This is a genomic window from Mesorhizobium sp. M0587 (assembly GCF_040320945.1).
Classification (GTDB): domain Bacteria; phylum Pseudomonadota; class Alphaproteobacteria; order Rhizobiales; family Rhizobiaceae; genus Mesorhizobium.
The window spans coordinates 39,088-64,987 of sequence record NZ_JAMYQP010000030.1; the positions used below are offsets into that span (position 1 = coordinate 39,088).

At 62.8% G+C, this 25,900-nt stretch carries 17 protein-coding genes and 7 pseudogenes; 5 read left to right on the forward strand and 19 right to left on the reverse strand.

Features of this window, described 5'->3' with window-relative positions:
- Nucleotides 1-148 precede the first annotated feature (148 nt).
- The 3 genes from NKI49_RS23745 to NKI49_RS23755 all read right to left on the reverse strand — a co-directional run bounded on the left by NKI49_RS23745 (nucleotide 149) and on the right by NKI49_RS23755 (nucleotide 4,098).
- Entirely contained in the window at nucleotides 149-1,117 is a 969-nt protein-coding gene (locus NKI49_RS23745) for an SDR family NAD(P)-dependent oxidoreductase (protein WP_352604973.1), read from the reverse strand.
- 327 nt (nucleotides 1,118-1,444) lie between these two features.
- Nucleotides 1,445-3,694: a relaxase/mobilization nuclease domain-containing protein gene (locus NKI49_RS23750; protein WP_352604971.1), complete on the reverse strand. Its 2,250-nt coding sequence runs from the start codon at nucleotides 3,692-3,694 to the stop codon at nucleotides 1,445-1,447.
- Entirely contained in the window at nucleotides 3,691-4,098 is a 408-nt protein-coding gene (locus NKI49_RS23755) for a plasmid mobilization protein (RefSeq protein WP_352604969.1), read from the reverse strand. The genes NKI49_RS23750 and NKI49_RS23755 overlap by 4 nt, the downstream gene beginning before the upstream one ends.
- Nucleotides 4,099-4,589: 491 nt before the next feature.
- Between NKI49_RS23755 and NKI49_RS23760 the strand changes: the two genes are divergently transcribed.
- Both NKI49_RS23760 and NKI49_RS23765 read left to right on the forward strand, forming a co-directional pair.
- Nucleotides 4,590-5,270, forward strand: a complete 681-nt coding sequence (locus NKI49_RS23760) for a nucleotide-binding protein (protein WP_352604967.1) — start codon at nucleotides 4,590-4,592, stop codon at nucleotides 5,268-5,270.
- Nucleotides 5,267-5,674 carry a hypothetical protein gene (locus tag NKI49_RS23765; protein ID WP_352604965.1) on the forward strand — a complete coding sequence of 136 codons (408 nt, stop codon included), beginning with the start codon at nucleotides 5,267-5,269 and terminating at the stop codon, nucleotides 5,672-5,674. Before NKI49_RS23760 ends, NKI49_RS23765 begins: the two co-directional genes overlap by 4 nt.
- 116 nt (nucleotides 5,675-5,790) lie before the next feature.
- On the opposite strand, the gene NKI49_RS23770 is transcribed toward NKI49_RS23765, so the two are convergent.
- From NKI49_RS23770 to NKI49_RS23805, 8 genes and pseudogenes are all read right to left on the reverse strand, one after another.
- Complete coding sequence (locus NKI49_RS23770; RefSeq protein WP_352604963.1) at nucleotides 5,791-6,132, reverse strand: hypothetical protein; 342 nt, start codon at nucleotides 6,130-6,132, stop codon at nucleotides 5,791-5,793.
- 57 nt (nucleotides 6,133-6,189) lie between these two features.
- A pseudogene (locus NKI49_RS23775) lies at nucleotides 6,190-6,512 on the reverse strand (DUF736 domain-containing protein).
- Between the two features lie 713 nt (nucleotides 6,513-7,225).
- Complete coding sequence (locus tag NKI49_RS23780) at nucleotides 7,226-7,759, reverse strand: hypothetical protein (protein WP_352604961.1); 534 nt, start codon at nucleotides 7,757-7,759, stop codon at nucleotides 7,226-7,228.
- Nucleotides 7,760-8,047: 288 nt separating this feature from the next.
- Nucleotides 8,048-8,466: pseudogene (locus NKI49_RS23785) on the reverse strand (hypothetical protein).
- Nucleotides 8,456-8,716, reverse strand: coding sequence for a type II toxin-antitoxin system prevent-host-death family antitoxin (locus NKI49_RS23790; protein WP_352443212.1), 261 nt, complete (start codon nucleotides 8,714-8,716; stop codon nucleotides 8,456-8,458). The pseudogene NKI49_RS23785 and the gene NKI49_RS23790 overlap by 11 nt, the downstream one beginning before the upstream one ends.
- Before the next feature lie 63 nt (nucleotides 8,717-8,779).
- A complete protein-coding gene (locus tag NKI49_RS23795; RefSeq protein WP_352604959.1) occupies nucleotides 8,780-9,721 on the reverse strand; it encodes a DUF2493 domain-containing protein in 942 nt (313 codons plus the stop codon).
- Between the two features lie 247 nt (nucleotides 9,722-9,968).
- Nucleotides 9,969-11,012: a DUF7146 domain-containing protein gene (locus NKI49_RS23800; protein ID WP_352604957.1), complete on the reverse strand. Its 1,044-nt coding sequence runs from the start codon at nucleotides 11,010-11,012 to the stop codon at nucleotides 9,969-9,971.
- Between the two features lie 12 nt (nucleotides 11,013-11,024).
- A pseudogene (locus NKI49_RS23805) lies at nucleotides 11,025-15,594 on the reverse strand (strawberry notch-like NTP hydrolase domain-containing protein).
- 185 nt (nucleotides 15,595-15,779) lie between these two features.
- On the opposite strand from NKI49_RS23805, the gene NKI49_RS23810 reads away from it, so the two are divergent.
- Complete coding sequence (locus NKI49_RS23810) at nucleotides 15,780-16,973, forward strand: DUF1173 domain-containing protein (RefSeq protein WP_352604955.1); 1,194 nt, start codon at nucleotides 15,780-15,782, stop codon at nucleotides 16,971-16,973.
- Between the two features lie 39 nt (nucleotides 16,974-17,012).
- Here NKI49_RS23810 and NKI49_RS23815 read toward each other — a convergent pair.
- The 5 genes and pseudogenes from NKI49_RS23815 to NKI49_RS23835 form a co-directional block, all read right to left on the reverse strand.
- Nucleotides 17,013-17,114: pseudogene (locus NKI49_RS23815) on the reverse strand (transposase); the annotation flags it as partial.
- A 240-nt stretch (nucleotides 17,115-17,354) separates the two neighbouring features.
- Nucleotides 17,355-18,098 (reverse strand): thermonuclease family protein, encoded by a 744-nt coding sequence (locus NKI49_RS23820; protein WP_352604953.1) that lies wholly within the window; start codon nucleotides 18,096-18,098, stop codon nucleotides 17,355-17,357.
- Nucleotides 18,099-18,854: 756 nt separating this feature from the next.
- Nucleotides 18,855-19,310 carry an SOS response-associated peptidase family protein gene (locus tag NKI49_RS23825; RefSeq protein WP_352604951.1) on the reverse strand — a complete coding sequence of 152 codons (456 nt, stop codon included), beginning with the start codon at nucleotides 19,308-19,310 and terminating at the stop codon, nucleotides 18,855-18,857.
- Between the two features lie 236 nt (nucleotides 19,311-19,546).
- On the reverse strand, nucleotides 19,547-19,780 hold the full coding sequence (locus NKI49_RS23830) for a hypothetical protein (RefSeq protein ID WP_352695787.1): 234 nt from the start codon (nucleotides 19,778-19,780) through the stop codon (nucleotides 19,547-19,549).
- Between the two features lie 43 nt (nucleotides 19,781-19,823).
- Nucleotides 19,824-20,573 carry a hypothetical protein gene (locus NKI49_RS23835; protein WP_352604949.1) on the reverse strand — a complete coding sequence of 250 codons (750 nt, stop codon included), beginning with the start codon at nucleotides 20,571-20,573 and terminating at the stop codon, nucleotides 19,824-19,826.
- Nucleotides 20,574-20,691: 118 nt separating this feature from the next.
- Between NKI49_RS23835 and NKI49_RS23840 the strand changes: the two genes are divergently transcribed.
- The gene (locus NKI49_RS23840) at nucleotides 20,692-21,150 is read left to right on the forward strand and encodes a hypothetical protein (RefSeq protein ID WP_352604947.1); all 459 of its coding nucleotides are present in this window, start codon (nucleotides 20,692-20,694) and stop codon (nucleotides 21,148-21,150) included.
- Nucleotides 21,151-21,199: 49 nt separating this feature from the next.
- On the opposite strand, the pseudogene NKI49_RS33445 reads toward NKI49_RS23840, so the two are convergent.
- The 3 genes and pseudogenes from NKI49_RS33445 to NKI49_RS23850 form a co-directional block, all read right to left on the reverse strand.
- Nucleotides 21,200-21,334, reverse strand: a pseudogene (locus NKI49_RS33445) (UCP036055 family protein); the annotation flags it as partial.
- A gap of 72 nt (nucleotides 21,335-21,406) precedes the next feature.
- Nucleotides 21,407-23,537: pseudogene (locus NKI49_RS23845) on the reverse strand (ParB/RepB/Spo0J family partition protein).
- Between the two features lie 282 nt (nucleotides 23,538-23,819).
- A complete protein-coding gene (locus tag NKI49_RS23850) occupies nucleotides 23,820-25,016 on the reverse strand; it encodes a DUF932 domain-containing protein (RefSeq protein WP_352604945.1) in 1,197 nt (398 codons plus the stop codon).
- A gap of 368 nt (nucleotides 25,017-25,384) precedes the next feature.
- Here NKI49_RS23850 and NKI49_RS23855 point away from each other — a divergent pair.
- Nucleotides 25,385-25,847: pseudogene (locus NKI49_RS23855) on the forward strand (Ros/MucR family transcriptional regulator).
- Nucleotides 25,848-25,900: the final 53 nt, after the last annotated feature.

The following is a 25,900-nucleotide window of genomic DNA, read 5'->3' on the forward strand; positions in this document are numbered from 1 at the left end:
GCTGCCAAGGAGATCGAGTGTGTCGGACTCACGTTACTGACGACCGCAGGATTTCAAGTAACATACGATCCTCGTGTAGCGGAGCTCCGATCCATCTCTGCGGGCTTAACTCGACTTCGCTTGGGCGGACCGCCCCAAGCATGGGGCCTCAGGTTTTTGCAATGTCCAATTCAGTCAGACTTGCGCTCGCGCGCCACAACCTCTCGGCCCTCTCGGGATCGATGGCATAGGGGCGCACCCCAAACGCCTCGTCGGGCTCTATGCGTGCTACGTCACAATTCTCGCAATAAACGCCGCCTATCGAGTCCAACGCAGGAGAGGTCGCGCTCCAGACTGTCGTCGCCGCGCCTTGTTCTACGGTTTTCAAATCCCTCGCCGGATCGATTATCGGAGACCCATCTGGGGCGACAGCACCGACAGCATCGATCTCGGACCGGGGTAGATGACGGATCCCGGGTGTCATTATCATTCCGGGGTGTACGGAGAGGGCGCTGACGCCGTGACGGCGCCCACGCCTGTCGAGCGCAACAGCCAAAAGCGCGGTGGCGGTCTTTGATTGGCCATAGGCCATCCATTTCTCGTAGGGTCGTCTTACAAAATCGAGATCATCCAGATCGACATCGCACATCTGATGGGCTCGGGAGGAGAGGACAACCACGCGAGATTTCCCCGCCGCAAGTAAAGCTGGCCATAGCAGCACTGTCAGTCGAAAGTGTCCGAGGTAGTTAATGGAAAAATGGCCTTCGTGACCATCGGCATCGCGGAACAGAGGCCTGGCCATCACGCCCGCATTTAGGACCAGGATATCAAGTCGGCTTCGGCGCTCGCGAAAGGTGGTGGCAAAGGTTTGGACTGAGACCTGATCCATCAGGTTAACGGGCCAGACCTCTACCCCTTCAATTCCGCTCAAAGCGGCTTGGGCGGCGATTGGGTCAAGCGCGGGCACGCAGATGCTAGCCCCGCATGCAGCAAGCACTCTAACACTCTCCAAGCCAAGCCCGGAAGAACCACCTGTCACCAATGCAACGTGTCCGGTAAGGTCGATGCCAGTTGCCACTTCCAACGCCGTCACGGCAGGCCCAAAAGGCGTATAGAGCGGAGTCTGCCGTTCGTGCATTTTGTCCCCTAGCTTCGCCCCTACGAATGCTCGGCACACAAACCCAATAGCAGTTTCCATGGGTGCTGTCGCCCAGCACGCCTTGGCCAAAGGAAGGTGGACCCTCGGGCCCGGTAGCAGACCGTTTCTCACGTCATCCGACTCCTAGCTCCGTTAATCGTCAGGAACCGGGAAAACCAGCCAATGAGATACGTCGGCTTTCAGCAAGTGCTCAAATCTGCTTGAGTGTCCGAGATGAGGCGCTAAGCTGCCATCCAGCCTGATCATTCTGTGACGAATGCGTCGTTTTGAAAGACCACCGCGCGAGGACGCTAGATTGGCCCTTGTTCAGCGCTCGTAGTCGTTATCGTTTGAGCGCTGGGTCTTGCGGTCCTGCTCTTCCGACTGCCGCGCCTTCTGTTTGTTCGCGTCCTTCTGCTTGGCTCTCACCTTCTCTTGCTCGGCGCCTGTACGCGGCTCAATCGGCTCGCGGGGATCGTCCCGAGTTGGGAGGTCTCGCCCTCGCGCCTCGCGCTCGGGGAACGGCTCGCCAGTGACACCATCACGACGCTGTTGCTGCCGTTCGAATTGCAGCCGCGCGAGACGGTCGTGCATCTTGTCATTCACCTCTTCACGATACTGTTCGAACTGTCCTTGATGCGCCGGCGGCAGCGTCTCGCCCATGTTGTCCAGAGCCTGATTGACGCGGGCCATCTGACGCCGCATTTCCAAGGGGGTTTGCGCCATGTTCAAATCTCCTATCAGTGCATTCAATTCTCTCATACCGGGATGGGACAAGAAAGACTTCTGCCCCGATTGATCAGCTCCGCGACCCGCGGCAGGATCTGACTGCCCCTCCACTGTTCGATCGCGACCGAACTGAAGAATGTTTTTGCTGATCGACTCGGCCGCCGTGAGCGCCTGGCCAACCACACCGACTGCGCGCATCGTGGTCACAGTCTTTTGCCATGCGATAGCGATTGCATCGCCGTTCACGACGAGGGATTGCCCGTCCAAACGGCGTTGCCGCTTGGCCTCCACACGCTCGACTGTCCTCGCGCTGACCTGGTAGCGCGGATCGCTCTGGGCGCGGCTGTAGGCTCCGGCATGCTCCTTCGTGAAAGGCCGAGTCATCGCATGATCCATGCGCCGCGTCGCCACCATCGCAATGCCGTTCTCGCGTGCTTTTTCCGCAAAGGTCTCCCGCCAGGCCGCGAGATCAGGTTTGTAGAATTTCAGGCGCTCGCCGTCGGCAGAGCGCGCCTGCACCATCGCGTGAATATGGACGTGCTTGGTGTCCTTGTGATGCGCCAGGACAAACTTGTATCCTGGCGCGCGCTCCTCAAGCACGGCACGCGCCGCGGCCATGACCGCGTTGGCATCGGTGCCGGCTCTCGCCGAGAAAAGCAGGTGATAGGCATTGCGGCGCTCACGTCCCGAAAATTGCGGGCGCCATTGTTCGTAGACCGCAGCAGCCGCCTTGGCGGGATCCTTCGCGCCGCGAACTGGCTCGCCGTCCGAATTGCGGACGTCTTTGTTTGTACGGATGAACTCTTGCAAAAAGTATTTCGCTTTGGGTTCACGGCTGACAGCCGCCGTTACCTCTGCCTTGGCCACCACACTCGCCACGCTGATGGCTTCAGACAAGCGCGTCTCGATCTTGTCGAGCGCCTTGCTGCGCGAATTCTCCCGACCGCCGGCCAGCACCTTGGCGAGCGGCCCGGCCCGCTCATCGGTGTGCGCGTAAACCTGCACCGTTTGTCCATCCTGCGCATAGATGAACGGTTTTGCACCGAAGGCGTTGCTCAACGCCTCGCCTACGGCGGCATCGGTGATCTCGCCAGCGAGTTCGAAGCGAACCTCGATAAAATTGGTGTTTTCCAGGGGTGGTTCGAACGTCTCGCAAAACGTTTCCAGGAACGCCTTTCGCGCGCCGCCTGTCGCAAGGACCTGCCCGTCCTCGTCAAAAATCTCGATGTCGTGTTTCTCGCCTTTTTCGTCCTCGCGCTTCCCGATGTAGTTGAGCAGCCGAGCAGCGGCTTCCTTGGTCGATGGCGGATTGGGCATGACCTTGAACACGGCAGGCTGCGCGCCCGCCGCATAGCCTGCTCGTGCCGCCACGGCCCGCGCCTGATAGCCCGCCCGCGCCGCTCGTCCTGTCCCGCTCGGACGAACAGCACCACGGCCACGGCCGCCGCCGCCGCGCCGCTTCCAGTCTTCCTCCTCCTCCTCTTCCGGCCGGAAACCGGCGAGCGTGGCGCTATAGACCATGATCGGCGCACTAGGGGCCTTGGGCGAACTCGCAGCAGCAGTGGACTTCGGTGCCCTGCTGGACATGGAACTCCTCGCCAGTCCTGTCCCTCCCGCCGACGAACGAGGGGCGTTCCTGCCGCCACCTAGCGTCGAGCCGGCTTGTCCTTGCCCGAGGGGTCCGCCGCCACCGGTCCCCTCATAACTCTTCATCACCTGGAATTCACCGACCTCGCGTCGGGCGACCGTCACGGACTTGTCGTCGTCCAGCTCCTCACGCTTCACGCCGGACTCGCCTCGAAGATAGCGTTCGATTTCGGCCGCGTAGCCAGCAAGACGACCGCTCATGGCCTGGCCACCCTCGCCTTGCGTGAACCGCCAGTCATCGCCTTCAGTTCCTCGCGAAACTGCCGCACCAGGTTACCCACCGCGACCAGCGCCTGTTCAAGATCCTCATCGTGGGCAACACGGCCGTCGCTCATCGTGCGCACGGCCTGATTGAAATTGACGCCGACACGCCGCAGCTGATCGGTCATCTCCACGATCGTTGGCCGCAACGCCTCTGACGCGATCGGCAGATGCCCGGTCTCTGCCCGCACGAGACGCCGCACGACCTCGCTGACGGTCACGCCGTCCCGCTCCGCAATGGCTTTGAGGCTGGCCAGCTCGTCAGCCGAAAACCGGATGTGGGTCACCTCGCCGTAGCGTTGTGACGCCTTCTTTACCGCTACTTTCTGGGCGTCTGCATTCATTCTCAAGCCCGCTTGCGGGCGCTAAGGCCCGCCAGGGCCGCGCCGCCTATTTTGTGTGTATCACAAAATAGGCTATCCTGCCAATAGGAGAGGAATGAAAAAAATTTCGGGCGCGCGCCTCTCCTCACAGGCGCAGTTGTCAGCGGCAGCGGCGCGGGCGAAATGTGCCCATCGTGATTTGATGCGATGTGTCTATGATGCGTTGACGACTTGTATCCATGTTAACATGGATACACCGGCACTATGCGCGGCCGGAAAAGCTTAGTCGGAAATGCGCATTCGATGGGCCACCGGACCCCTTCTTTGCTGAAGATAGCAGCTGCGCAAAAACTGCACCTTTAGCGAGCCCTTATCATGCGCGCCTGGGTTGCCAAACCAGCCTTCCCCGTCGACAATGTCCATGTTTCAACCGTGATTTTGTTTCATGTGTCCATGATGACTTGTTTCCATGTTAACATGGAAACAAGGAAACAACGCCGGAAGGAGGCCCCATGATCATCTCCGCTGCGATCCCAAAGGGCGGCACTGGCAAATCGACGATGCTGCGCACCCTCGCATCCGTCGCGCTGCATCGGGGCTATTCGGTCACTCTTATCGATGGCGACCGGCGGCAGAACATGAACCGCTGGTTCCAGATGCTGGGCGAAGCTGGCAATCGTCCTGACAAACTTACGATGGTGAGCGCGATGACGCCGCAGGAAATCCTTCGCGCGGCCGCCACTCACAACGGTGAACGCTCGGTCGTCTTGATCGATACGGAGGGCACCACAAACGATAACCTCATGGCCGGGCTCTTCGCCGCCGATATTGTCGTCGTGCCGGTCTATTTTGCCCTCGACGATGTCACCGCCGCCATCCAGATCACCGACCACTACATCCCGCTGGCGGTCGAGAGCCGGGGTAGACCGCTGCCTGCGATATTCGTGCTGACCAAGCAGACCATCATCGATGGCAGGGCGCGAGCCCTGATCGAACTGCGCGCCATCATCCAGGCCAACGGCACGCCCATTGCAGAACACGTCCTGCACAATCGCGTTGCCTACCGCGACCTTCAGACCGGGCAGACCCTTTACAGCCCCGAGGTGCCTGACGCGAAGGCGATTGCCGAGAGCGAAGGGGTCTTCGACGACCTTCTGCAAACCTTCATCGAAGCCACAAGGAACGCGGCATGAGTGAAGAAGCCGCACCGAAACCCGGTGACGACAAGAAAGCCCGCATGATGAAGGCGATCTCCACGCAGCCGCCGGCGCTGCCCAGTATGTTCATCCCGCCGAAGGCCGAGACGTCTGGGGCCAAGGAGCAAGCTGCGCCCCAGATGCAGCAACCGACAAAGCCGTCCCCGGCAGTTGGGCCCGATTTCCGCAAGCTGCTGCGGCAGGGCCAGAAAAGGGACCCCATTGCCGGAAAGAAGATTCGCGAGGAGGAGATGATCCGCTGCGGGTACTATTTGACGGCAGTGGAGCAGCGCCAGTTCAAGTTGCTAGCGATCAGCAACGGGCACAGCATGACCGAACTGCTGCGAAAGGCCGTGCAGGATTATATCCGCGTTCATAAGCACAAACTGCCAAAGGAATAATCGGCGGTATGGAGTCGCTGTCGCATGCTGTGACGGGTGATGTTTGTGACTCTTTGCGACGCGCAAAAAAGGGCCCGCAACGGAACACTCCGTCGCGGGCCTTGAGATGTGTTTGCCTACTTGGGTTGGTTGAGGTGTTTCAGCACCTGGCCGAGGATTGTGTCTCGCACCGGACGCCCGCTGGCTGCCGCTTTGTCGTCGACCAGCTTTGCGGCCAGTTTGGGCGACAGCGGCATGAAGTCGTAGCCGTGTGCTATGGCTGCGCGGTGAAGATCCTCAAGCGTTTCGAACGCGCGATCGTGGGTGCCGAGCCAAAGACCGGGCTCGTCGGTTTCGTCGTGGGGGAACGCTTGCAGGAAGTAGGTCCGAAGCGGTGGGTCGTAGCCGATGACAGCGTCGGGATCCGAGAGGACTTGTCCGGGGACGGTGCCAGTGACAGTGATGGTGTAGCGGCTCATTGCAACCTCCTTTTGCCGGTGGGGAGCCGGCCCCTTGCGGGGCCGGCCACCGATGCCTCACTGGGGGTTGTTCCAGAGGATGACCTTCTTGTTTTCCTCGCCACCCGGGGCGGGGCGAGATTGCCGAAGATGACGCCGATCTCGGGGGCCTCCAGCTTGACCGAGAGGTACTCCTCTCCCGAACGCTGGGAGATGCGGTGCCAGCCGGCTCCGATCTCGAAGCCCGTGCGCTTGTTGACGATCCGGTAGTCGGGGGCGTCCTCGCGCGACTTGTTGGTGTTCGGGATCAGCGTGATCGGGGCATTGACCCGGAGCGTGGCAAAGACGCCTTCCATCGAGCCGTCGGACTTGGTGGTGAGGTTTGCGATCGTGGTGGCCATGGTAATTCTCCTTCGGTTGCATCGGGACCATTCCCGATGGCGCCAAAGGAGAGGGCCGTCCTGCTGCGGTCATCTCGGCGAAAATTCTGGAAAATTCTATTTGCCGAAAAATTGCGGGCAGGCCCTTCGCCTGTCCGCAGACAAAAACAGAAATCGAATTTTCCTGAATATTCGCCGAGTGTACCCCCAACGGGGGTTGACCGCACAAAGCAGGCGGTCGTCTACAAAGGCGACATGAAACGGGAATGGCCCCGGATGCGACCGAAGGAAAAGAACTCAGGCCGCCATCGCTAGACCGCCGACGCAACGCTGCCGGATCGCAGGAACATGCTGCAGCCTCTCGGGTCATGTCGTCGGCATCGCCAACACGTCGAACAGCAGCCCGGCGCGTGACCGCCTTGCGTGTTCGGTATGGCGGCATAGCAGTTTCGAGATCGGGGCCGGCTGGCAGCGGCCTTCACGCCCCTCGGGGACGATACCGCGCAGTCAGGTTGGATGACCCGGCAAGCCAGGATGTTGTTCGGCACGCTTGCACCCGCTTCAGAGGCGAGACGGGTCAAGATGATCATCCGCACAACGCCCCGCGGCTCTGCGCGTGGAGCGGTTTCGAAAGGGGCCGGCCCCGGCCTTCATACAAGTGGAGTAGGCGGCGCGGGGCCGGATCAAGCATATCGTATCGGCCCCGCCGGGCTGTCGGCGGGACCGCGCCTACATCATTCTGGCAACGCCAGACGCTCCTCCGGCGTCATGCGGGCTTCGGCTTGGCGGCGAATGTCCGAACCGGCATGGCGGAGCATGGCGCACCAGTCCTCCACATTGTACGTCGTTGCCATCCGGCCCCTGGCCAGATCGTAAATGACGCACGGCTTGTTTGCGATGGCGAGCCGAAGCACGTTGACGGCCGTACCGGGTGATGCGCCGTCCCAGACCATCATGCCAAAGTCGGCGCGCCGCGCCATCTCCCGGTCCTTGGCGGCGTCGTACCAAGATCCATGAGTGCCTCCAGGTGACGGGACATGGTAGGCGGCCCAGTCGCCTAGATTGTTGCGGGGTTCCTTGCCGGCATGGAAGACCCCGACATGCTCGTACTTGTAGCCCGCGAGCAGGCCCTGCGCCTCGGCATCGGCTCCCGACGCGTCGCCAACCAGCACGCCGTGCTCGGCAGCAACGATTGCGCCGATGCGAGCGATGGCAGGTTCCGGCAGCTCGAATATCTCGCGTGATCCACCTATGAATATCATCGACATGGTGACTTTCCCTTCTCTCCCGCGTCCCCCGCCCCGCGCCGGCCGCCCTCTCCCCTGGCCCTGCGCGAGGGATCGTCACCCGAAGGCCGAGACGGCAAAGCCGGCTCGGGAAGCGGCGGGACGCCGCGACGAGAGCCCGGCCGGCCGCAGGCCGGCGCGCCCGGATCCTGCAGCTGCCGGAGGCGCTACGCGCATCTGGCTAGTGGCGCTTCGCGCTGGAGCTAGTGATCTTGTCGCCAGCCAGAGGCTCCCGTCCTGGATCGAGCGCATCGCCGCGAAAAGAGAACGTCAATCCAGACGGCTGACGCGACGGCCCTCGCTGCGCGCTTCGATAAAGGCGCCTGCGATCTTCATCATGAATGCCTTGCTGAAACGACCGAGGGCTTACCGTCGGCTTCGATGTACCAGGAGCGTTCGGCAATATCGTAGTTGTATTCGTCAACCACTATCCAGCAGCGTTTGAGATCGGTCAGACCGGCGCGGCGGCACTCGATAGCGGAGACTTCCAAACCGACCCGATCGCTGGTCGGTGGCTGGGTGGTTATAGCCAGGAGCGCGAGATGGGTCAGGCCATCTCTTGCGTCGCGGACAGCGATGACCACGCAGGTCGGCCGGTTCTTGCGGCCTTCCGTTTCGCCGCGCTCGTATTGCCATGCCCAAAAATACGGGTAGGAGATCACCTGACCGGGCAGAAATCTACCGCTCATCATCGTATCCTTCCCCGCGCGCCAATCGGTCGATCTCGGCGGCGAAGAGTTCCGTGTGTTCCTCCGGCATCTCGGCGACATGGTATGCGCGGCGGGGATCGCCGCCGATGCGCATCCGTTCGTAGTGCTCGTAACTCATCAGCACGAACCGGGGTTTGCGGTGCTTGGTAAGAATAACGGGTTCGCGGCTGGCAACGTCGGTGACGTCGCCAACCTGCTTGTTGAGATCCCCCGTCGTGAACTGGCGCATGGCTAGACTCCTTGATCGATCTCCATATTATCTGGGTTCGCCAGATTTGCAAGAAAACGGCGCTCACGCGCCGCCCTCCGCGAACCGCCAGACGGGGATGCCGAGCCGACGGGCCTTGTCGGCAAGGTTGTCGGTGATGCCGGAGCCGGGAAAGACGATCAGGCCATAGGGCACCACGGAGAGAAGCTGGTCGTTGCGGCGGAACGGAGCCGCCTTGGCGTGCCGGTTCCAGTCCGGCTTGAAGGCGATCTGGGTGACCTTGCGGCTTTCGGCCCAGCAGGCGGCGATGCGCTCGGCGCCGCGCGGGCTGCCGCCGTGGAGCAGGACCATGTCGGGATGCTTCTCGCGGGCCTTGTCGAGCGCCTCCCAGATCCGGTCGTGATCGTTGCAGTCGAGGCCGCCGGCGAAGGCGATCTTGGTGCCGGCCGGGACGAGCACCTCGGATTCGGCGTGGCGGCGAGCGGCGAGGAAGTCTCTCGAGTCGATCACCGACGCGGTCATCGCCTGATGAGAGACCTTGGAGCCGGTGCGCGGCCGCCATGCCGATCCCGTTTGTGCCTCGTAGAGGTCGGCGGCCTCATCGCGCATGATTTCCAGCACGTTGCGGCGCTCGATATAGGTGATTCCCTCAGCCGTGAGCCGCTCCAGCTCGACCGATTTCACCTCCGAGCCGTCCTGCTCCTGCTGGCTCGAACGCTGCGCCTCCTCGTTGCGGTCGAGGCTGCGGGCGACGCGCTCTGCGGCACGGTGGAAGACGTTTGCGAAGGACCAGAGCAGGTCGTCGAGATCGGGTTCGAGCCTGGTATCGCCGAGCATGCCCGCAAAGGTCTCGACGATCCCGGCGAGGCCTGCCCGGATCACCTCGTCGTCGGGAAGGGGCCGAGGGTCGGGTTCGTCCTGATGCGGGCGATAGCCGTACATCTGCAGTTCGAGGATGACGCGGTCGGTCGGCGAGGACGCGTGGTAGGGCTCGTAGGCGTCGTCGAAAGGAAGCTCGTAGGTCATGGCGTGTCTCCGTCGGTTGTGGCCGCGCCTATCGCGGCCTGACAGCGCATCTCGGCCGCGCCCCGGACGCGGCCGCACCGAAGGCCGTAGCGCGAGCGGAGGACGGCGCAGCCGTTGCGGCCGTGACCGGGGGGTGGCAGGGGTCGCCTCTCGGGCAGGCCGCGGGCGCAGCCTCTCCGGCGGACCGTCGCCGTGCCTGCAAGGCTTCCGGTGACGCCGACCCCGCCCGCCTGCCGGCCCCGCCCGTTCATCCTGTTGGCAGGAAGAGACGGGCATCATTCGGGACGAGCTGATCGTTGAGCCATGCGGCGAGATGAGCTGGGCCGAGATGGCGCAGATCGTCGTTGAAGTCGCCGAGCTGCGGCCGCAACACCAGGGCGAGGATTCCTGACTCGCCTGCACGCTGGCTGAGACGTTCGATGCCGTGCCGGCCGGCGGCGTCGGCGTCGGCCGCGATGTAGAGGCGGCGGCAGCCGGGGGGAAGCCTCAGGCCGGCAAGGTGATTGGCCGAGGTGGCCGCGGCCACCGGCAGCACCGGCATCACAGTCCGTAGCGAGGCCATCGTCTCGAGCCCCTCGCCCGCGGCCATGACCGGGACGGGCGCTCCGGGCAAGTGCCCTAGCCAGATGCCGTTGCCAAGGAGATCCCCCAGCGAGCGGCGTGGATCCGCGAGTTGCGCCTTGCCCTGACCCGAAGGATCAAGCCAGGTGCGTTGTAGGCCGGTGATCTGCCCGTCGAGGCTGGTGACAGCGGCAACCAGGGCAGGCAGCGTCTGCTTCTCGCCCGTTACGAGATCCCTGTAGTAGCAGCCGGGATGGAAGCGCAGGGCGCGCTCACGTGGGGAGAGCAGAATGCCGCGGCCGGCGAGGTATCGTTCGGCCGGCGTGCCAACGATTGGCTGCGACATGGCGAACAGGCGACGCGCGGCGTCAGGCGAGCCGGGTGCCGCGGCAGGCTGGCGTTGCGCGCCAGGAGCTTGGGGCGGTGGCGGCGGCATAGAGAGAAAGCGACGCGCTTCATCCGCGATGTCACGGAAGTCGACGAGGCCGCAACTTTCACGGATGACATCGAGCAGATCGCCAAATTCAGATGTCGCCTCGTCGACCCACCTACCCGCCGGGCCCTTGGCGGTTGCCCTCAGCCGCACATGCATTGAGCGGCCGCGCGTGTTGTGGACATCGCCGACGATCCAGTGATTGCCGGAGCGATGGCCGTTGGAGAGATATTCGCGGCACACTGCCTCGGCGTGTTCGCCAAGGCGGCGCGCCAGCTCGGAGGCCGAGCCGGTCATGATCGCCTCCCCTCAAGCCGCCGAGGTGCGGTCGGTGACGCCAACCAGCGTATGGCGGTCGAGGAGCGCGGCGAGGATGGCGGAGCCTTGGTCGCTTGTCGGGATGAATAGCCGCAGCTTCCAGGAGATGATCTCGGAGATCAGCCCCAGCGCTTTCAACCGGGGGACCATCGCGTGGGTGAAGCCGATCAATTCGACACGGTAGTCGTTCATGACGCGGCTGCGGCGCAGAATCAGGCCATCGGCGAGTTGCATTCCGATCCGTCCGTCGACAAGCCCGGCCCAGGCATCGTCCGGCGCGAGCTTGGGCACATCGTCGAGCCCGAGATTGCGGAACATGGTCGCGACAAGCGTCGGCGCGATGTGACGCCCGATGATGCGTTCGCCGGCATCGGTCTGGATCCGGTAGACCTGACAATCATGGTCTGGCAGCCGACGCCAGATCGGCAACAGCAGACCCGTCACCATGTGAAAGGTGCTGGTGGTGAACTCCGGGATGGCGGCGACTTCTGCCTGCCACAGGTCGCAGAACAGTTTGCGGTCGGCCGGCTGCCAGTGGGTTTCGGCAAGGGCGTCGAGGCCGAAGCGCAGCTCGTCCGTCGGCCGCAGCAGGCGCACGCGGTGCTCTATCGCGCCGTCGTCGAGCATCAGGCTCGCCGTCGGAAGCTGTATGGCTGCACGGCTCGAGCGCGAGTTGACGAGCAGAACCGATTGGGGCTCCGCCCGTACGATGGCCAGCGCGTCGACGAGGCCGAGCGGCCGGATACAGTCTTTGCGCGCGACGGTCAGCACATGCGACTGCGCGCCCGAGACCGGGTGCGAGTAAACGGCGCGGCGATCGGTGACGACGATGCTCTCCGCCGTGATGGTCTCCAGGCCCTTGTCGTAGTTGCCGGCGGCGATGGCGCCTTCTATTCTTCCCGCCATCAACTGCTCGAATACCTCGAACAGCAGGTTCTGGGTTTCGATGCGCAACGCCAGCAGGCGATTCAGCCAGGTCGTGATCGGGGGCAGTTCGTCGCGCAGCCCGCCCTCGTCAGTCGTCAGCGACAGTCCGGTCACGGTCTCGAAGGTCGTGAGCGAGCAGCCCTCTATCTTGCCCTGGTGCAACAGAAGATAGAACTGGCGAAGGGCCGCACGGGCATAGGGGCTTTCGAGATTGTCCTCGGACCGGAACAGCCCTGCCCCGCCGGTCTGGCGCTGGCCGCGCGTGATGGCGCCGAGCGTGTCGAGCCGTCGCGCGATCGTCGACAGGAAGCGCTTGCCGGCTTTCACGTTGGCGGCCATGGGCCGGAACAGCGGCGGTTGCGCCTGATTTGTGCGATGGGTCCGTCCGAGACCCTGGATGGCGTTGTCGGCGCGCCAGCCGGCCTCGAGCAGATAGTGCTTGCGCAGCCTCTGGTTCCTGACCCCGAGATCGGCGTGATAGGAGCGGCCGGTGCCGCCGGCGTCGGAGAAGATCAGTACGCGCTTGTCGTCATCCATAAAACTCTGGGTCTCGGCGAGGTTGGCCGAGCCCGGGCGGTTCTCGGCGGCAAGCCGGTCGATTCCGTCGCGGCCGGTCTTCTTCACGATACGCCGCGCGCGGCCAGTCACCTCGGCGACAGTGTCGGTGCCGAAGTGGTGGATGATCTGGTCAAGCGCGCTGCCGACCGGCGGCAGCGATGCAAGTTTTTCGATCATCTCGTCGCGCCGGCGAACGGCCTCCCGGCATTGAACCGGGTTGCCATCATTGTCGTGGACAGGCCGCGAATAGACGTTGCCCTCGGCGTCCGAATATTCCTCGAACAACTGGGTGGGGAAGGAGTGCATCAGATACCCGCCGACATACTCGCGCGGCGTGACGTCGACATGCAGGTCCAACCATTCCTCGGTGGGGATTTCGGCGAGGCGTCGTTCCATCAGCGCTTCGCCGGTCGAGACGATCTGCACGACTGCCGCATGCCCGTCGGCGAGGTCCTGCTCGATCGCGCCAATCAGCGTTGGCGTCATCATCGAGGTGATCAAATGCGAGAAAAAACGCTGCTTGGTGCTCTCGAAGGCCGAGCGCGCCGCCGATTTTGCGTTGCGGTTCAGCGTGCCGGACTCACTGGCGATGTTGGTCGCCTCGAGTGCGGCGGTCAGGTTGTTGTGAATGACCTGGAAGGCGTCTGCATAGGCGTTGTAGATGCGGATCTGCTCCTCGGTCAGCGCGTGCTCGAGAAGGTCGTACTCGACACCGTCATAGGAAAGCGAACGCGCCGCATAGAGACCGAGCGACTTGAGATCGCGGGCGAGCACTTCCATCGCGGCGACACCGCCGTCCTCGATCGCCGCCACGAACTCGGCACGGTTGGCGAATGGAAAATCCTCGCTGCCCCAGGCCGAGACGTTGCGCATAGGCGAGGTTCTCGACGGCGGTCGCGCCAGTGGCCGAGACATAGACGACGCGGGCGTCAGGCAGTGCATGCTGGAGCCGCAGGCCTGCCTTGCCTTGTTGCGAGGGCGCGACGTCGCCACGCTCGCTCTTGCCGCTGGCGGCATTGGCCATGGCGTGGGCCTCGTCGAAGACGATGACGCCATCGAAAGATTTTTTTGCCCCCGACGGGTTTTCTCCAATCCCTGTCTGGCTTTCTTTAATCCCCGTCAGGCTTTCGGCCCTTCCCGCCGAGTTTTCTCTGTTCCCCATTGGGCCGTCGGCCCTCCGCGCCTCTTGGCCCACCCAGTCGAGGATCTGAGCGATCCGGGATTTCTTGCCCTCCCGTTCCTGCGAGCGGAGCGTCGCGTAGGTCGTGAACAGGATGCCCTCGGCAAGGCGGATCGGGGTGCCCTGCCGATAGCGCGAAAGTGGCTGCACGAGGAGTTTTTCCTGGCCAAGGGCTGCCCAATCGCGCTGGGCGTCTTCAAGCAATTTGTCCGACTTGGAGATCCAGATCGCACGGCGGCGACCCTGCAGCCAATTGTCGAGGATGATGCCTGCGACTTGCCGTCCCTTGCCGCAGCCGGTTCCGTCACCCAAAAACCATCCTCGGCGGAAGCGGACAGCGTTCGCAGCGCCTTCTGGCGCGGCCGAGACGACATCGCAGGTCCCGTCAACCGTCCAGGCGCCGGTGAGATGGCCGCAATGGGCTTCACCCGCATAGACGACGCTTTCTAGCTGGGCGTCGGACAGCAGGCCCTCGTCGATGATCGCATCAGGAAGAAGCGGTCGATAGGAAGGTTTTGGCGGCGCGACGGCCGCCATTGCGGCCGACTGCACGAGCGGTGTCGGATGCGGTTTGGCGCGGGGAATGTCGATCGACTGGAGCGCGTAGGGCTCGTAGATTGTATCGGTGAGCCGGCCGCCCTCCTCCAGCATCCAGTCACGCAGCCCATAGGCGAGCGGGACGGCAGGCGCGCTGCTTGCCATGACGGGCTTCGCCCGGGCAATCGGGCGGACCGATTGGATGGCCTTTGGAGCAGCCGTTGAGACACCGAGGGGTGCGGCTCTCGCCCCGGATCGGCCGCCCATGTGCATGGCGGCATTGCGCGGGAGGCCGCTGGACAATGCACCGACCGAATCCGGAAAGCCGCCAGGTAGCCGGGGCGGCAGAGCCGTGATCCAGGAGAGCAGCGTTTCGACATCCGTGGCCTTGCCGGGCGACCGGACGAAGCCGGTCGGGTCGGTGGCCGGTACCTTGTCGATAATTGTCAGGCGGGTCTCAGTGGTGGTGCCATGGCGGGCGTAGACACGGCCGGCGATCGCCGCGGTGAAGACGACTGAGCCCTGTTGTTGCAGCCGCTCGAAGGCGAGCCGCCATTTGGGGTTTTCGGGAGACAGCCCGGAGCCGGTGACGGCAACGAGGCGTCCGCCCGGACGCAGGCGTGCGAATGCGGACGAGAGGTGCCGCCATGCGGCATCGGCGACATGGCCGTCGACATAGGCGCCGACGCTGAAGGGTGGATTCATCAGCACGACGGACGGCTCGATGGCCGCGTCGAGATGATCGTCGATATGGGCAGCGTCGTACCGCGACACGGAAACCTGTGGAAACAGCAGGCCGAGGAGATCGGCCCGCGTCGCGGCAAGCTCGTTGAGGGCGATCGAGGCGCGCGCCATCTCGGCATGGACGGCAAGCAGACCGGTGCCGGCCGAGGGTTCGAGAACGAGATCGCAAGACGCGATCGCCGCGGCTTGTGCTGTGACGAAGGCCAGCGGCAAGGGCGTCGAGAGCTGCTGCATGGCCTGGCTCTCGTCGGACCGCCGCGTATGAGTGGGAAGAAGTTCGGCGATGCGCTTCATCATCGCCAGCGTTGCCTGCGGCGTGGTCGACCGGGACAGAATCGCCGGGCCGAACCGGCGCAGAAACAGCACCTGGGCGACTTCGAGCGCCTCATAGGCGTCCTTCCAGACCCAGAACCCTTGCGCATCGCTGCCGCCAAAACTGGTCGTCATGGCGGTGCGCAGCGCGGCGGTGGTGACAGGCTCGCCCTGTTCGAGGAAAGGCAAAAGCAGCATTGCCGCCTGATGGATCGCCTGGGCGGTGTCGATAGCGTCCTGTGCCGGCGCGGCGAGGGAAGCGGCCGTACGTGCGACGGTTGAGGTGGTCGAAACAATGTTCATGGAGATGTCCTTCGTGAGAGGGGAGCGGCGCCCGCGCCGGCACTCTCTCCGCGCCAGCCGGGCCGCACTGCTCCCAGCTCCCCTCTGCCTCTGGCGCCGATGCACCAAGGGGGTTGCGCTCTGTGCAAACCCATGACTTGAATGTCCGGACAGGGATGCGGCGGCGACCTGGAGCTGCGGAGGTGATGCGACGGTTCAGAATTGGCAGTGCGGTCTACGAGGAGGGAGCGCCTGACCTGCAGGCGGCTCTGGCGAACGCCTATGCTCGCACCGAGCGTCCGCTATGCCTGTGCCGCGAGCCGGGCTGCCCGATGTACATCGCCCGCATCGGCGACCTTCATCTGATCAAGCGCATGCCGCTCAGCGGCGGCGGGCATGATCCGTCCTGCGATTCCTATGAATCACCTCACGAACTGTCCGGGCTGAGCGCGCTGATGGGCAGCGCGATACAGCTCGATCCGCAAAGCGGCATGGCGGCCCTCAAATTGGACTTCAGCCTGTCGAAGACAGGGAGCCGGGCAGCATCCGTGCCTGCGGGGCAAAGTTCCGCCAGCGCAACCGCCGATCCCAGGAGGATGTCGCTGCGTGGCCTCCTTCATTATCTCTGGCACGCGGCCGAATTGACGGTCTGGACATCCCGATGGGCTGGCAAGCGACATTGGTGGAATGTCCGCTGGCATCTGCTCGAGGCTGCCGGGCAAATGACGGTGAGGGGCGGACCGCTTGCGGATATGCTTTTCGTGCCCGAGCCGTTTCGGGCCGAGAACAGGCAAGCGATCGAACATCGTCGCAATGCGGCTCTCGGCATGGCGCTCCCGCCGAAATCCGGCCCACGAAAGCTACTCGTTCTGGTCGGCGAGGTGAAAGAGATCGTTCCTGCCCGATCCGGTCAGAAACTTGTCATCAAACATTTGCCCGGCTTTCCCTTCATGATCGACGATGCATTGCACCGCCGCTTGCAGGCTCGTTTCGAGAAAGAATTGTCGCTGTGGGGAGCGGATTCCAGCTCACATCTGATAGTGATCGCGACCTTTGGACTGAACCCAGCCGGCCTCGCGATTGTCGAGGAGATCGCGTTCATGCTGGTATCAGAGAACTGGATTCCTTACGAGACGGTTCCGGAGAAGCGGCTGGTCGACGCGCTTGCCCGTCTACGCGAGAAGAGTGTCAAGGGATTGCGCTATGACCTGCAACCCGACCAGCCGATTGCTAACGCATTGCTTCAGAACAAGGCGGAGCCGATCGCGCTCTTTGTGGTTCCTGCCGGAGCGGAGGACACGTTCGAAGCGTCGCTCGACGAAATGACCGCCGCGCGACCGCAGATCCGCTCCTGGGTGTGGCGGGTCGGCGAAGGCGATATGCCGCCGCTACCGCTTTGAGCGCCGTCGAGCGAAATTTTGAACAAGCCTCAGTATGTCTTACGCAAGACCCAGCTTCTTCTTGAGCTCGGCATTTTCCTTGCGCGGACTGTCAGCAAGCAAGTTCTTGAGGCGCTTATTGTCTTCTTCTAGCGCGACAAGACCACAGAAGTAGCCGCTGTCCGAGGAAGGCGCCACACGGTCGGGCTGGCCCGACCTGTATAGTGTTATCGTTGGTTCCCATGCCGACGCGGAACGTTAGGATCAAGCGGAAGGTGCTCAAACTTGCAGGAAATGACTGGGTTCACCTGCTGCCGACTGGAGTAGTGCAACCAATTGAAAGGGCAGGCACAAAGCCATAGCTACAGCAAATTATGGCCTCGCCTTCATAGCTGTCGCTCCTCAGCAAAGTGTTTCGCATGCAATACCGTCGCTGTCGCGGTCTAGCTTCCTGCCCCAAGTGCAATTGTGTAGATACCATTGAGCCTCATCGCACGAGCCGATTTGAGAGCAGTACCGCCGCGGCTCGCACGAATAGCCGCTCTGGGCGACCAGCTTGCGGTTGATGATGCCGAGCGGCTGGCTCGACGGCGCCACGCCGTCAGCGTGTGCCGCGCGCCAGTCCCAAGGCGCCTGATACGACCCAACCCACATGCCGACCTTTGCCGTTTTGGCCTTCGCCTGCTGTTCCGCGTAGGCGCCGTGGCTGTAGCGTGGCCAATCGAGCGCCTGGCCGTGCTGGACCATCCATGCAGCCACGCTGGCCCCGTCGGCGCGCCGGCAGTCACCGACAATGCGGTGATAGCGATCCCAAGTGACGAACGTGCACTGCACCGGCCGCGAGGCGGTCAGGAACGCATCTAGCGCTTCGGCCGATCGCCGGCCGCAGGGATATTCGAAGCCCTTGGCGTTATCGCAGTATTGCTTGCTCTCCGGCGCGTCGATGCCGTTGAAGCGGATGCGCTGCCCGTGGATCTCGATCGTGTCACCGTCGATGACGGAGGCGGCGCCAACGATCGGTTCCGGCTTCGGCCCGATCAAGTTCGACAGATCGAGCTCGGGCAGGCTGTCGCTGTTCTGCATGGCCGTTTGAGCGGCCAGCGCGCCGGCCGCGGCGACGGTCACGAGGATCAGCCGCAGCGGCACGCTCGCCCATCGTCGGGCGCGCGCGCCCTTGGCGCAAGTGCGGTTGCGCCACTGGTCGGAACCGTTGTCATGCCGTGATCTGTCCAAGCCCTTCTCCCCGGGGGGAGAATGCGCCCAAACGCTGGTCGGAGTCCAGACAACGGTCCAAGGTGGAGTACCTTGAAGTAACTTTTGAAGAGCCGGTCCTGGCTAAGCGCGAGAACCTGCGCGAGGTCACTGCGCGGCCCGCTTCCTCGCTTGCTGGATAGACGAAACCCTGGAGCGGCCCGGTAGGCCTGTCCGTTTGGGATCAAGGCCACCGGGCCTAACCGGGCGGAGATAGCTAGGGGGGACTAGGGGCTACAGGGCGCCGGCTGGCAAAGAATATACGCCTTTGCTAATGTAATCGGAAGGCATTCTTAGGTAGCACCTTGGTACGCCCTCCTGAGTAGCATCTGAAGATCAGCCCGAGACATATCGGCATCTGACTGGCCGCGCCTTCGAGCTCGCTGGCAAATGTCATGACGGGTCATGTTCAGCCCCCCGCTATGGTAATGCTCGCCGTCTGCCTGAGGTGCAAGCCAGTGGGGTGCCTGCTTGGCTCCCGAAGCCCCTGCCAGCATCTTTTGGCACAGCCGGCATGCTCCCAAGCATGATGCTGTACGCCGGGAGGCGTGGCGTGTTCCGGGAGCGAGAACCTGATTTCGTCGCTCATGCAGTTTGATCGGCTCGATTAGCCCCGCGTGATCTTGGGCTGCTTGTTGAGGACGGCCGCGTTCACCTTGCGTCCAACGCGACAGACCTCCAGATGCCCGTCAATGTCGTGACGAGGATCGTCCTCCGGTCGCCGCCTGGCGCCTTCTGATCAAGCCAGGCGTCGTAATAGACCGGGTCGAGCATGAGCGGTTGCCCATCATGGATCTGGTTGACCGGCCCGCCGACGGCTGCGTGATGATCGTGCAGCTTGTGATATCGAGATTCGAAATGCAGGCCCACAGCCGGCGAACGAAATGGCGCGCGACCTGGCTGGAAGATGTGCCACGGATCCTTGCCGCCGTCGGCCGGAATCAGGCAGCGCTTCGACTTGAAGGGATCCCGGAACGCTGGCGTCATGTCGGCGCCTTCGATGCGGGCGTTGAACATCGCGGCCTTGGGTATCTCTTTCGCCCAAAATGGCACCAGACACCAGCGGCCCGAGCGGACTTTGTGATTCCCGTCGTCGTCAGCGGTCACGAATGGCACTTCATCGGTCGACGCATTTGTAGCGTGGCGCATCGTTGCGGCCGATATCTGCCGGCGCAGCCAGGCGGTAGAGCCGGTGGATTTCGGACCATGGCAGATATCGTGTGTAGCGCCTGCACATGCTCGACCGTCAATTCCGCAAGGCTTCCGGGACGCTGAGCCGGCCGAGATCCAGAATTCGCTCATAGGCAACCCTGGCGACGCCAGATACCGCGAGCGCGCCCGTTCTATCTGTCTCGCTTGGGATCGAACATGATACCGCCGAAATGGTCAAGGAAGGCTGCGGCGGCCGCAGGATCGGCGAAGCAGTGCAGCCGCCATTGTTCCTGCTTTTCATCTTCCCAAACCGCAATCACTACCCTGGTCCTACATGACGGGCCACGCTCGCCAACAAAGCGCCTGATCAGCGTGTAATTGCGGTCAGTGCAAAGGTCGCCGGGCAGCGCTACTTGGTGCGGCATGTCTCGATCAGGGCCGACGGTGTCGGAATGCCCCGGCTTCGTCTCACCATGCCTGCGGCATAAAGCTATCAGCCTGAAGGCGCATCGCCGCCAGTGCCAAGGCAATCGCCGTGTTGGCCGGCGGCTTTTCCATATGCAGATAGCCATCGGTACAGCACCACGCGGCCACACTCATATCATCGTCACCGTCTTCATGCTCCGGCTCAATTATGCGGGCGTCGCAAGGATCCTGGTCAATCTCGATCCTCCACCCCTGAAGCGATTTCTGGGTGATTTCGGCCACCTCAGCCAAATTGCCGGTGAGATATGGCAGACCCAATCTGGCTGCTTCTTGCGGCGTCCCAGGCTCATTGACCCAACCCATGACATAGCAGATGTCGATGTCGAGTTGCCGGTCAGGACCAGTGGCCGTTTCGAGCCGTTCAACAATCTCCCTGTAGCGCCGCTGTCTATCCGGCCAAGTCGCCAGATTAACCGTTTTCACCTTCGGCTCGACAGGACCGATCCCCAAAACCCTATGGGCTCGGGCGACCTTTTCCGCGGGCCATCCAGCACAGCATGCTTCGCACGCGGCCCGCTCGGCCTTGAACCAGACAGTGGCCGCCGCATTCTGATCCTCAGTTGGTTCCGCGTCTTTGGGAAAACCCTTCATATCCCAGAGTGCAACCGCGAGCATGCCGTTTGCGGCCTCCTCGTAGGAAATTCCGGACGCTTCAAAAACCGCCTCCGCAGCGGCTACCCCGCGTGCCAGTTCTTCGAACGTCGTTTTCTCGATCACCAGGCGAAGTGGCATTTTACGCCTCCTGTGGCTGTCATTGCCAGCAGTGAACAAAATGAGAACATCGGAGTCAAGGCCGTTTTTGAGGGCACAGGAATATGCCGCCCCAACCCGAAAGTGGCCGCAACATCCAATGATTGTGCACAAACCGACTGCATCGATTGCAATCCTGATCTTCTTGCGAGCAGATCTTGGCATGGCGGCGCATGAGCTGGACACGCTTGTTTTCGGGATGTCGGTCGAAAGCGTTCGTGCGCTTCCTGTTGGTTTCACCGAAAAAGTCGCAGAAATCGCAAACAGAAGCCACGGCGTCCTGCTTTTCGATTTGCGCATCGACGGCGACTTGGGAATGCAACGGATCGCCGCCATCCGATATCCGAGCAATCAGACAGGCATCCTGGCGCTGGACAAGCAGGGCTCGGTGATCAGCCATTGCATGGTCAATGGGACTTTCTCCACCTTTATCGCTCCTTTGGCGGACTGGAACACTCTGCCGTTGCCGATGCAGGCCAGGACGAGTATCGCCGGCCCGGCGAGCCTCTTCATCGGCGCTTTACGCAATGCCGGATACATGCCGCGCGGCAGGCCCTGACCCGAAGTTTAGTTCGGTGACTGTCGATCACATAGTGGAGCCAGTCGGCCAGGCGACCGACGCCGTTGCGGCTCTTCCATGCGGCGAGTTTCTTGGTGAAGCGCGACGGCGGTTTCGCGGCGCCGTCGCTGTACCGGATAACGCTCCCCAAAGGCGCGGATTCGTACACGATATGTGCGGACATACGGATTTCTCCATGTGGAAAACGAAAATGGGCCCGGCGGGAATGCCGGGCCCGGTGCGAGCGTGAGGCCGATTATTCGGCGGCCGGGAGGTGGTCCGCCTCGTCGCCGTCGAGGGTCGCCGGCTCTTCGGAGGACGAATCCGCATGATCAGCGAGGAAGGCCGGGAGCTCGGCGGTGTCGCCGTCGAGAGCTGCCTCGTCCGACATGTCGCCGGCGACCGTGCCAGCATCGGTAGTCACTTCATCAACATCAAGGCGCAGCGGCTCGGGCAGCCAGTTCGATCCTTCGAGAAGACGGGCGGCTTCACGGGCCATGATGTCCTTCTTCATGTGTTCGATCAGCTGCGCGGAGTCTGCGCCGCGAGCTTCACGGACAGCCTGTAGAATCCGCGCCTTGGTGAGCCGCCCGAGGAACTCGACGGTAGGCGTCCAGCCGGCGTCGACCATGTCGAACTGGAGCGAGCGGCCAATCACCTCCGCATGCTCGAGCGCCTTCGGTCGCCTGTTCCAGGGTTCGACCACCGCATTGAGGGTCAGCGAGACGCAGTGCGCGAACAGCGCCTTGCGGCTTGCTTCGTCGAGGCCGAGAAGGAAGTGCCAAAGGCCTTCCGCTTCATCGGGCAAATCGCGATCCCAGGCTTCGTGCCGCTCGGTGATCTCCTTGGCCCAGGATGTCTCGGCAAGACCGTCGACCTGGCCAAAGCTGCCGCTCTTCAGACTGATCTCAAGACAAGTATCCGGCGCGAAGCGATAGAAGACCTGCAGGACGAAGGCATGGAGTGCGGCGACGATGGCGATGTCGATGTCACCGGCGAGCGCGTTGCGCAGTGCCAGCGTCCGCTGCGCAGTCAGGTCGAAGACGAGCCGATCGGGCAGTGGGCTGATGCAATCGTCCTCGCCGTCGTCGCCAGAGGTGTCGTCCACCGGCTTGCCGTTGAGGACAACACCATCGCCATCGTCGGTTCCGCCGTCGGCGCCCCCTTCCTCTCCCTCATCGACGTCGCCGGTTACGGTCCGCGGCTCGTCCTCGGACCGCACGAAACCGGCGTCGACCTGGAGCTTTCCGTTCGCGGCAAGCGTGACGAACACACCGGCAATGGCCTTCTGGGCGGGATCATAGCTTTGAGGACGATCATCGATCGCATCGAGCTCGGCACCCAGCTGGTCGAGCTTCGCCTCGATTGCTTCGTCGACATTCTCGGCCTGGGCATAGTCCGCATCCAGCTTGTCGTATTCGGCCTTCAGCGCGTCGTAGCGTTCGATCTCCTCCGCGCTCAGTTCCTGCGCCTCGGCGTAGATGCGCCGCATGCCGGAGGTGTGGCCATAGGGAAAGCTGATCGCCGCCTCGACCCACTTCCAGCCTTCGGCGCGCACCGCCTCGGCATCCATCTTCAGCCTGTCGAAGGCAAGCTGCTCAAGAAGTGCGGCATCCTGGAACCAGCCGCCGGAATCCTGCTCGAACAGGTCGAAGGATGACACCGCCGGCAGCCTCATAGGCCCCAGCGCCGACATAGACGGCCCGGCGATCGTCGGCCCGCACCGTGGTCTCCGTCAGCAGGCGCCTGATGTAATAGGGTTCCTGCATGTGCGATCTGCAAATCCGCTCCCATACCTGCTCCTGGCGCGTGTGATCGTCCGAGATCGAAAACGCCATGATTTGGTCGAGCCGGATTTCGTCCTTCTCGTAAAGGTCGAGCAGCATTGGCGAGACCGATGCCAGCCGCAGGCGTTGCCTTACAGTAGCAGGCGATACGAAGAAGCGGGCGCCGATCTCCTCCGGATCGAGACCTTGATCGCTGAGGGCCTTGAAGGCCCGAAACTGGTCGATCGGGTGCAGGTCGGCGCGGCGCAGATTCTCGGCAAGCGAGTCCTCTTCGGCCGAGGTCTCCTGCCCGCGGTTGACGATGCAGGGGATCGGCTCGTTCTTCGCCAGGCGCTTTTGCTTGATGAGGACGCCTAGCGCCAGGTAACGCCGGCCGCCGGCGGGCACTTCGAACGTGCCGGTCTCCTCGCCCTCGCCGTCGAGCACGGGACGGACGTTCAGGCTCTGGATCAGATTCCGCCGACCAATGTCTTCGGCCAGTTGCTCGATCGACACCCCGTCCTTGATGCGCCTAACATTCTTCTGCGACAGCATTAGCTTGTCATAGGCAATGTTCTCGGCGGCGTTCATCGCGATTTTCTGAATGGCGTTCTTTGCCATGGTCAGTTCTCCATGACGGGCGGCCGGGGCCTCTCCCCGAACCTCCAAGCCCGTCCGCAACCCTCCCCTCCCCCCTCTGCCTCCAAGCCTTACGCCGACCCGGCCCCGGCTCGCGGATCTTGACGGTCGACCGAGCCGCCCGAGGGGCCTCCAGCGTGTTGGCGTTACCGGGTTCTCCCACGAAAAAGCGCCGTCCTCTTTTCGGAGGACCGCGCTGGAATTGATGAGACGGTCCGGAGGCGAGGCCAGCGACGAGAGGTTTCGCTGCCGGCCTCCCCAGGATCAGGCGGCGAAATCGAGAAGCTTCTTGGCTTTGCCCTCCATTTCCAGACGAACATTCTGATGCGACTTGTCGCGCGCGACCCGCGTGATGCCCTGTACGAAGTCGAAAATCGATTCTGGCGGCCGGCCTTCCTCAAGCAGCACAGTATGGACGATCTTTGCGGCCTCGGGCTTGGAGAAGCCCCGCTTGCGCAGGAAGCCGTGGCGATCTTCGTCGTCTCTGGCAACGATCCGTTGCCGCGCCGTCTTGATGCCGTTGACGAACGGCATGGGCGAGGAATCGGCAAACTGGATCAGCGCCGGCTCGGCTTCCAGGGCGAAACGGGAGGCCGCGTATTTGGAATGCCGGATGGTGATTTCCTCGAAATCTTCGACGCCCCACAGATTTCGATTTTGACACACCGCGCGCAGATAGAAGCTGGCGATGCCGAGCGTGCGGGCTCCGACTTCGGAATTCCAGCAATAGAAGCCGCGGAAATAGATATCCGGTTCCCCATTCGGCAGCCGCCCCGCCTCGATCGGGTTCAGATCATCGACGAGGAACACGAAGATATCGCGATCAGACGCATAGAGCGTCGTCGTGTCGCTGGAGATGTCGACATTCGGATTGTACATTCCCGTTGACCAGTCGAGCACGCCGGGCACTTTCCAGCGCGTGTCGCCGGTACCGTTGCCGGCTATCTTCTGCACGGCGTCGACCAGTTCTGAGTCAAATATTCTGCCGTAATCAGTGCCTGTTACCGCTCGCAGCTCTAGGCGTCCGTTCTCGATTTCCAACGTCTTCACCTGCTCGGCGCGGTGGTTGAGGAGACCGTGCTGAAGGTTTATCGCCGCGAGCGGGGCTGGAAGCTGCCGCAGATAGGTGGCCGGTGCGCCGACTAGGCTGGCGAGTTGGCCAAAACTCCAATGCGTGGGGGCAACAGGGGCAGGCGCATCGGGCAGCATTAATCTCAGGCGCTCCGGATCTTCGCGGCTGGCCTCGACGCGGATCAGCTCACTTTCGACGATGCGGGTCTTGCTGCGTTCGGACCGCCGCTTCACCGAATTGTGAAGATCGGTGAGAGAAAGGTAGCGCTCGTCCGCCGGCCGATTGAACCACTCGGAAGAAACGCGACCGACACGTTGCCCACGGCTGACATCCACCTTGTAGCCGCGCCGTGGATTCACCGCGGGCGCGAGAACTTGCAATTGGGTCATGGAACCTTCTCCGCGACGGGTGCCGGAAGCCTCTCTTCCAGCCCTCGACCCGTCACGGCGGGCCGTCCACCCTCTCCCTCTGCCGTCCGGCAAATGGGCAAACGCCGCGGCCGCACCTCCGCAGGAATTCCAAGTCAGCGCATCGATTTGAACGCGTGCTTCAAAGCCGGACGCCGAAGCGATGGTCCTGCTGTTGGTGTAGCCGCATGCGGCAATCGCCACAAGGTCGTAACCGCAGCGGATCGGCCACGTCGACCAGTGTCACGCGAGTGCCGAAACAGAAATGCAGTAGGTTTGTTCTATCGGAAGCGGTCGTCACTATGAAACGACTGTTCGACGCGAATCGTATGATCGGCCAGGAGTTTTTCGTGACAGAAGAAACCGAGAGCAATGTGGACGACCTCATCGAACTCACGGCTGATGTAGTCTCAGCCTATATTTCAAACAATCCGGTGCCGGTCGGTGAACTGCCCGCCGTAATCGGACAGATCCATGCCGCCCTGAAGGGCACGACCGGCGGTGTGGTGTCGGAAAGACCTGAAGTTCTCAAGCCTGCCGTGCCGATCAAGAAGTCAGTGACGCCCGACCATCATCAGCCTGGAGCACGGGAAGAAGTTCAAGTCGCTGAAGCGGCATCTGTCGACCCACTATGGCCTGACTCCGGATGAGTATCGCGCCAAATGGGGCCCGCCGGCGGATTATCCCATGGTCGCGCCGAACTATGCCGCAGCGCGTTCTGCCCTTGCTAAAACCTTGGGCCTCGGCCGCAAGCCGAAGGAGCCCGAAAAGCCAACGCCCGCGAAACGTCCCCGCAAGAAGGCCGCAGCCTGATTGTAGCCTGCTGGGTCGGTTGGTCGCGTTCCCGCCTGGCAGCTTTGGGGCCG

Coding starts and splice junctions, on each gene's coding strand:
- NKI49_RS23755 (WP_352604969.1), bottom strand. CDS start 4,098: ATGAATGCAGACGCCCAGAAAGTAGCGGTAAAGAAGGCGTCACAACGC.
- NKI49_RS23850 (WP_352604945.1), bottom strand. CDS start 25,016: ATGACCCAATTGCAAGTTCTCGCGCCCGCGGTGAATCCACGGCGCGGC.
- NKI49_RS23795 (WP_352604959.1), bottom strand. CDS start 9,721: ATGACCTACGAGCTTCCTTTCGACGACGCCTACGAGCCCTACCACGCG.
- NKI49_RS23745 (WP_352604973.1), bottom strand. CDS start 1,117: ATGCACGAACGGCAGACTCCGCTCTATACGCCTTTTGGGCCTGCCGTG.
- NKI49_RS23750 (WP_352604971.1), bottom strand. CDS start 3,694: ATGAGCGGTCGTCTTGCTGGCTACGCGGCCGAAATCGAACGCTATCTT.
- NKI49_RS23770 (WP_352604963.1), bottom strand. CDS start 6,132: ATGAGCCGCTACACCATCACTGTCACTGGCACCGTCCCCGGACAAGTC.
- NKI49_RS23810 (WP_352604955.1), top strand. CDS start 15,780: ATGCGACGGTTCAGAATTGGCAGTGCGGTCTACGAGGAGGGAGCGCCT.
- NKI49_RS23830 (WP_352695787.1), bottom strand. CDS start 19,780: ATGCCGCACCAAGTAGCGCTGCCCGGCGACCTTTGCACTGACCGCAAT.
- NKI49_RS23765 (WP_352604965.1), top strand. CDS start 5,267: ATGAGTGAAGAAGCCGCACCGAAACCCGGTGACGACAAGAAAGCCCGC.
- NKI49_RS23790 (WP_352443212.1), bottom strand. CDS start 8,716: ATGCGCCAGTTCACGACGGGGGATCTCAACAAGCAGGTTGGCGACGTC.
- NKI49_RS23800 (WP_352604957.1), bottom strand. CDS start 11,012: ATGACCGGCTCGGCCTCCGAGCTGGCGCGCCGCCTTGGCGAACACGCC.
- NKI49_RS23840 (WP_352604947.1), top strand. CDS start 20,692: ATGATTGTGCACAAACCGACTGCATCGATTGCAATCCTGATCTTCTTG.
- NKI49_RS23760 (WP_352604967.1), top strand. CDS start 4,590: ATGATCATCTCCGCTGCGATCCCAAAGGGCGGCACTGGCAAATCGACG.
- NKI49_RS23835 (WP_352604949.1), bottom strand. CDS start 20,573: ATGCCACTTCGCCTGGTGATCGAGAAAACGACGTTCGAAGAACTGGCA.
- NKI49_RS23780 (WP_352604961.1), bottom strand. CDS start 7,759: ATGTCGATGATATTCATAGGTGGATCACGCGAGATATTCGAGCTGCCG.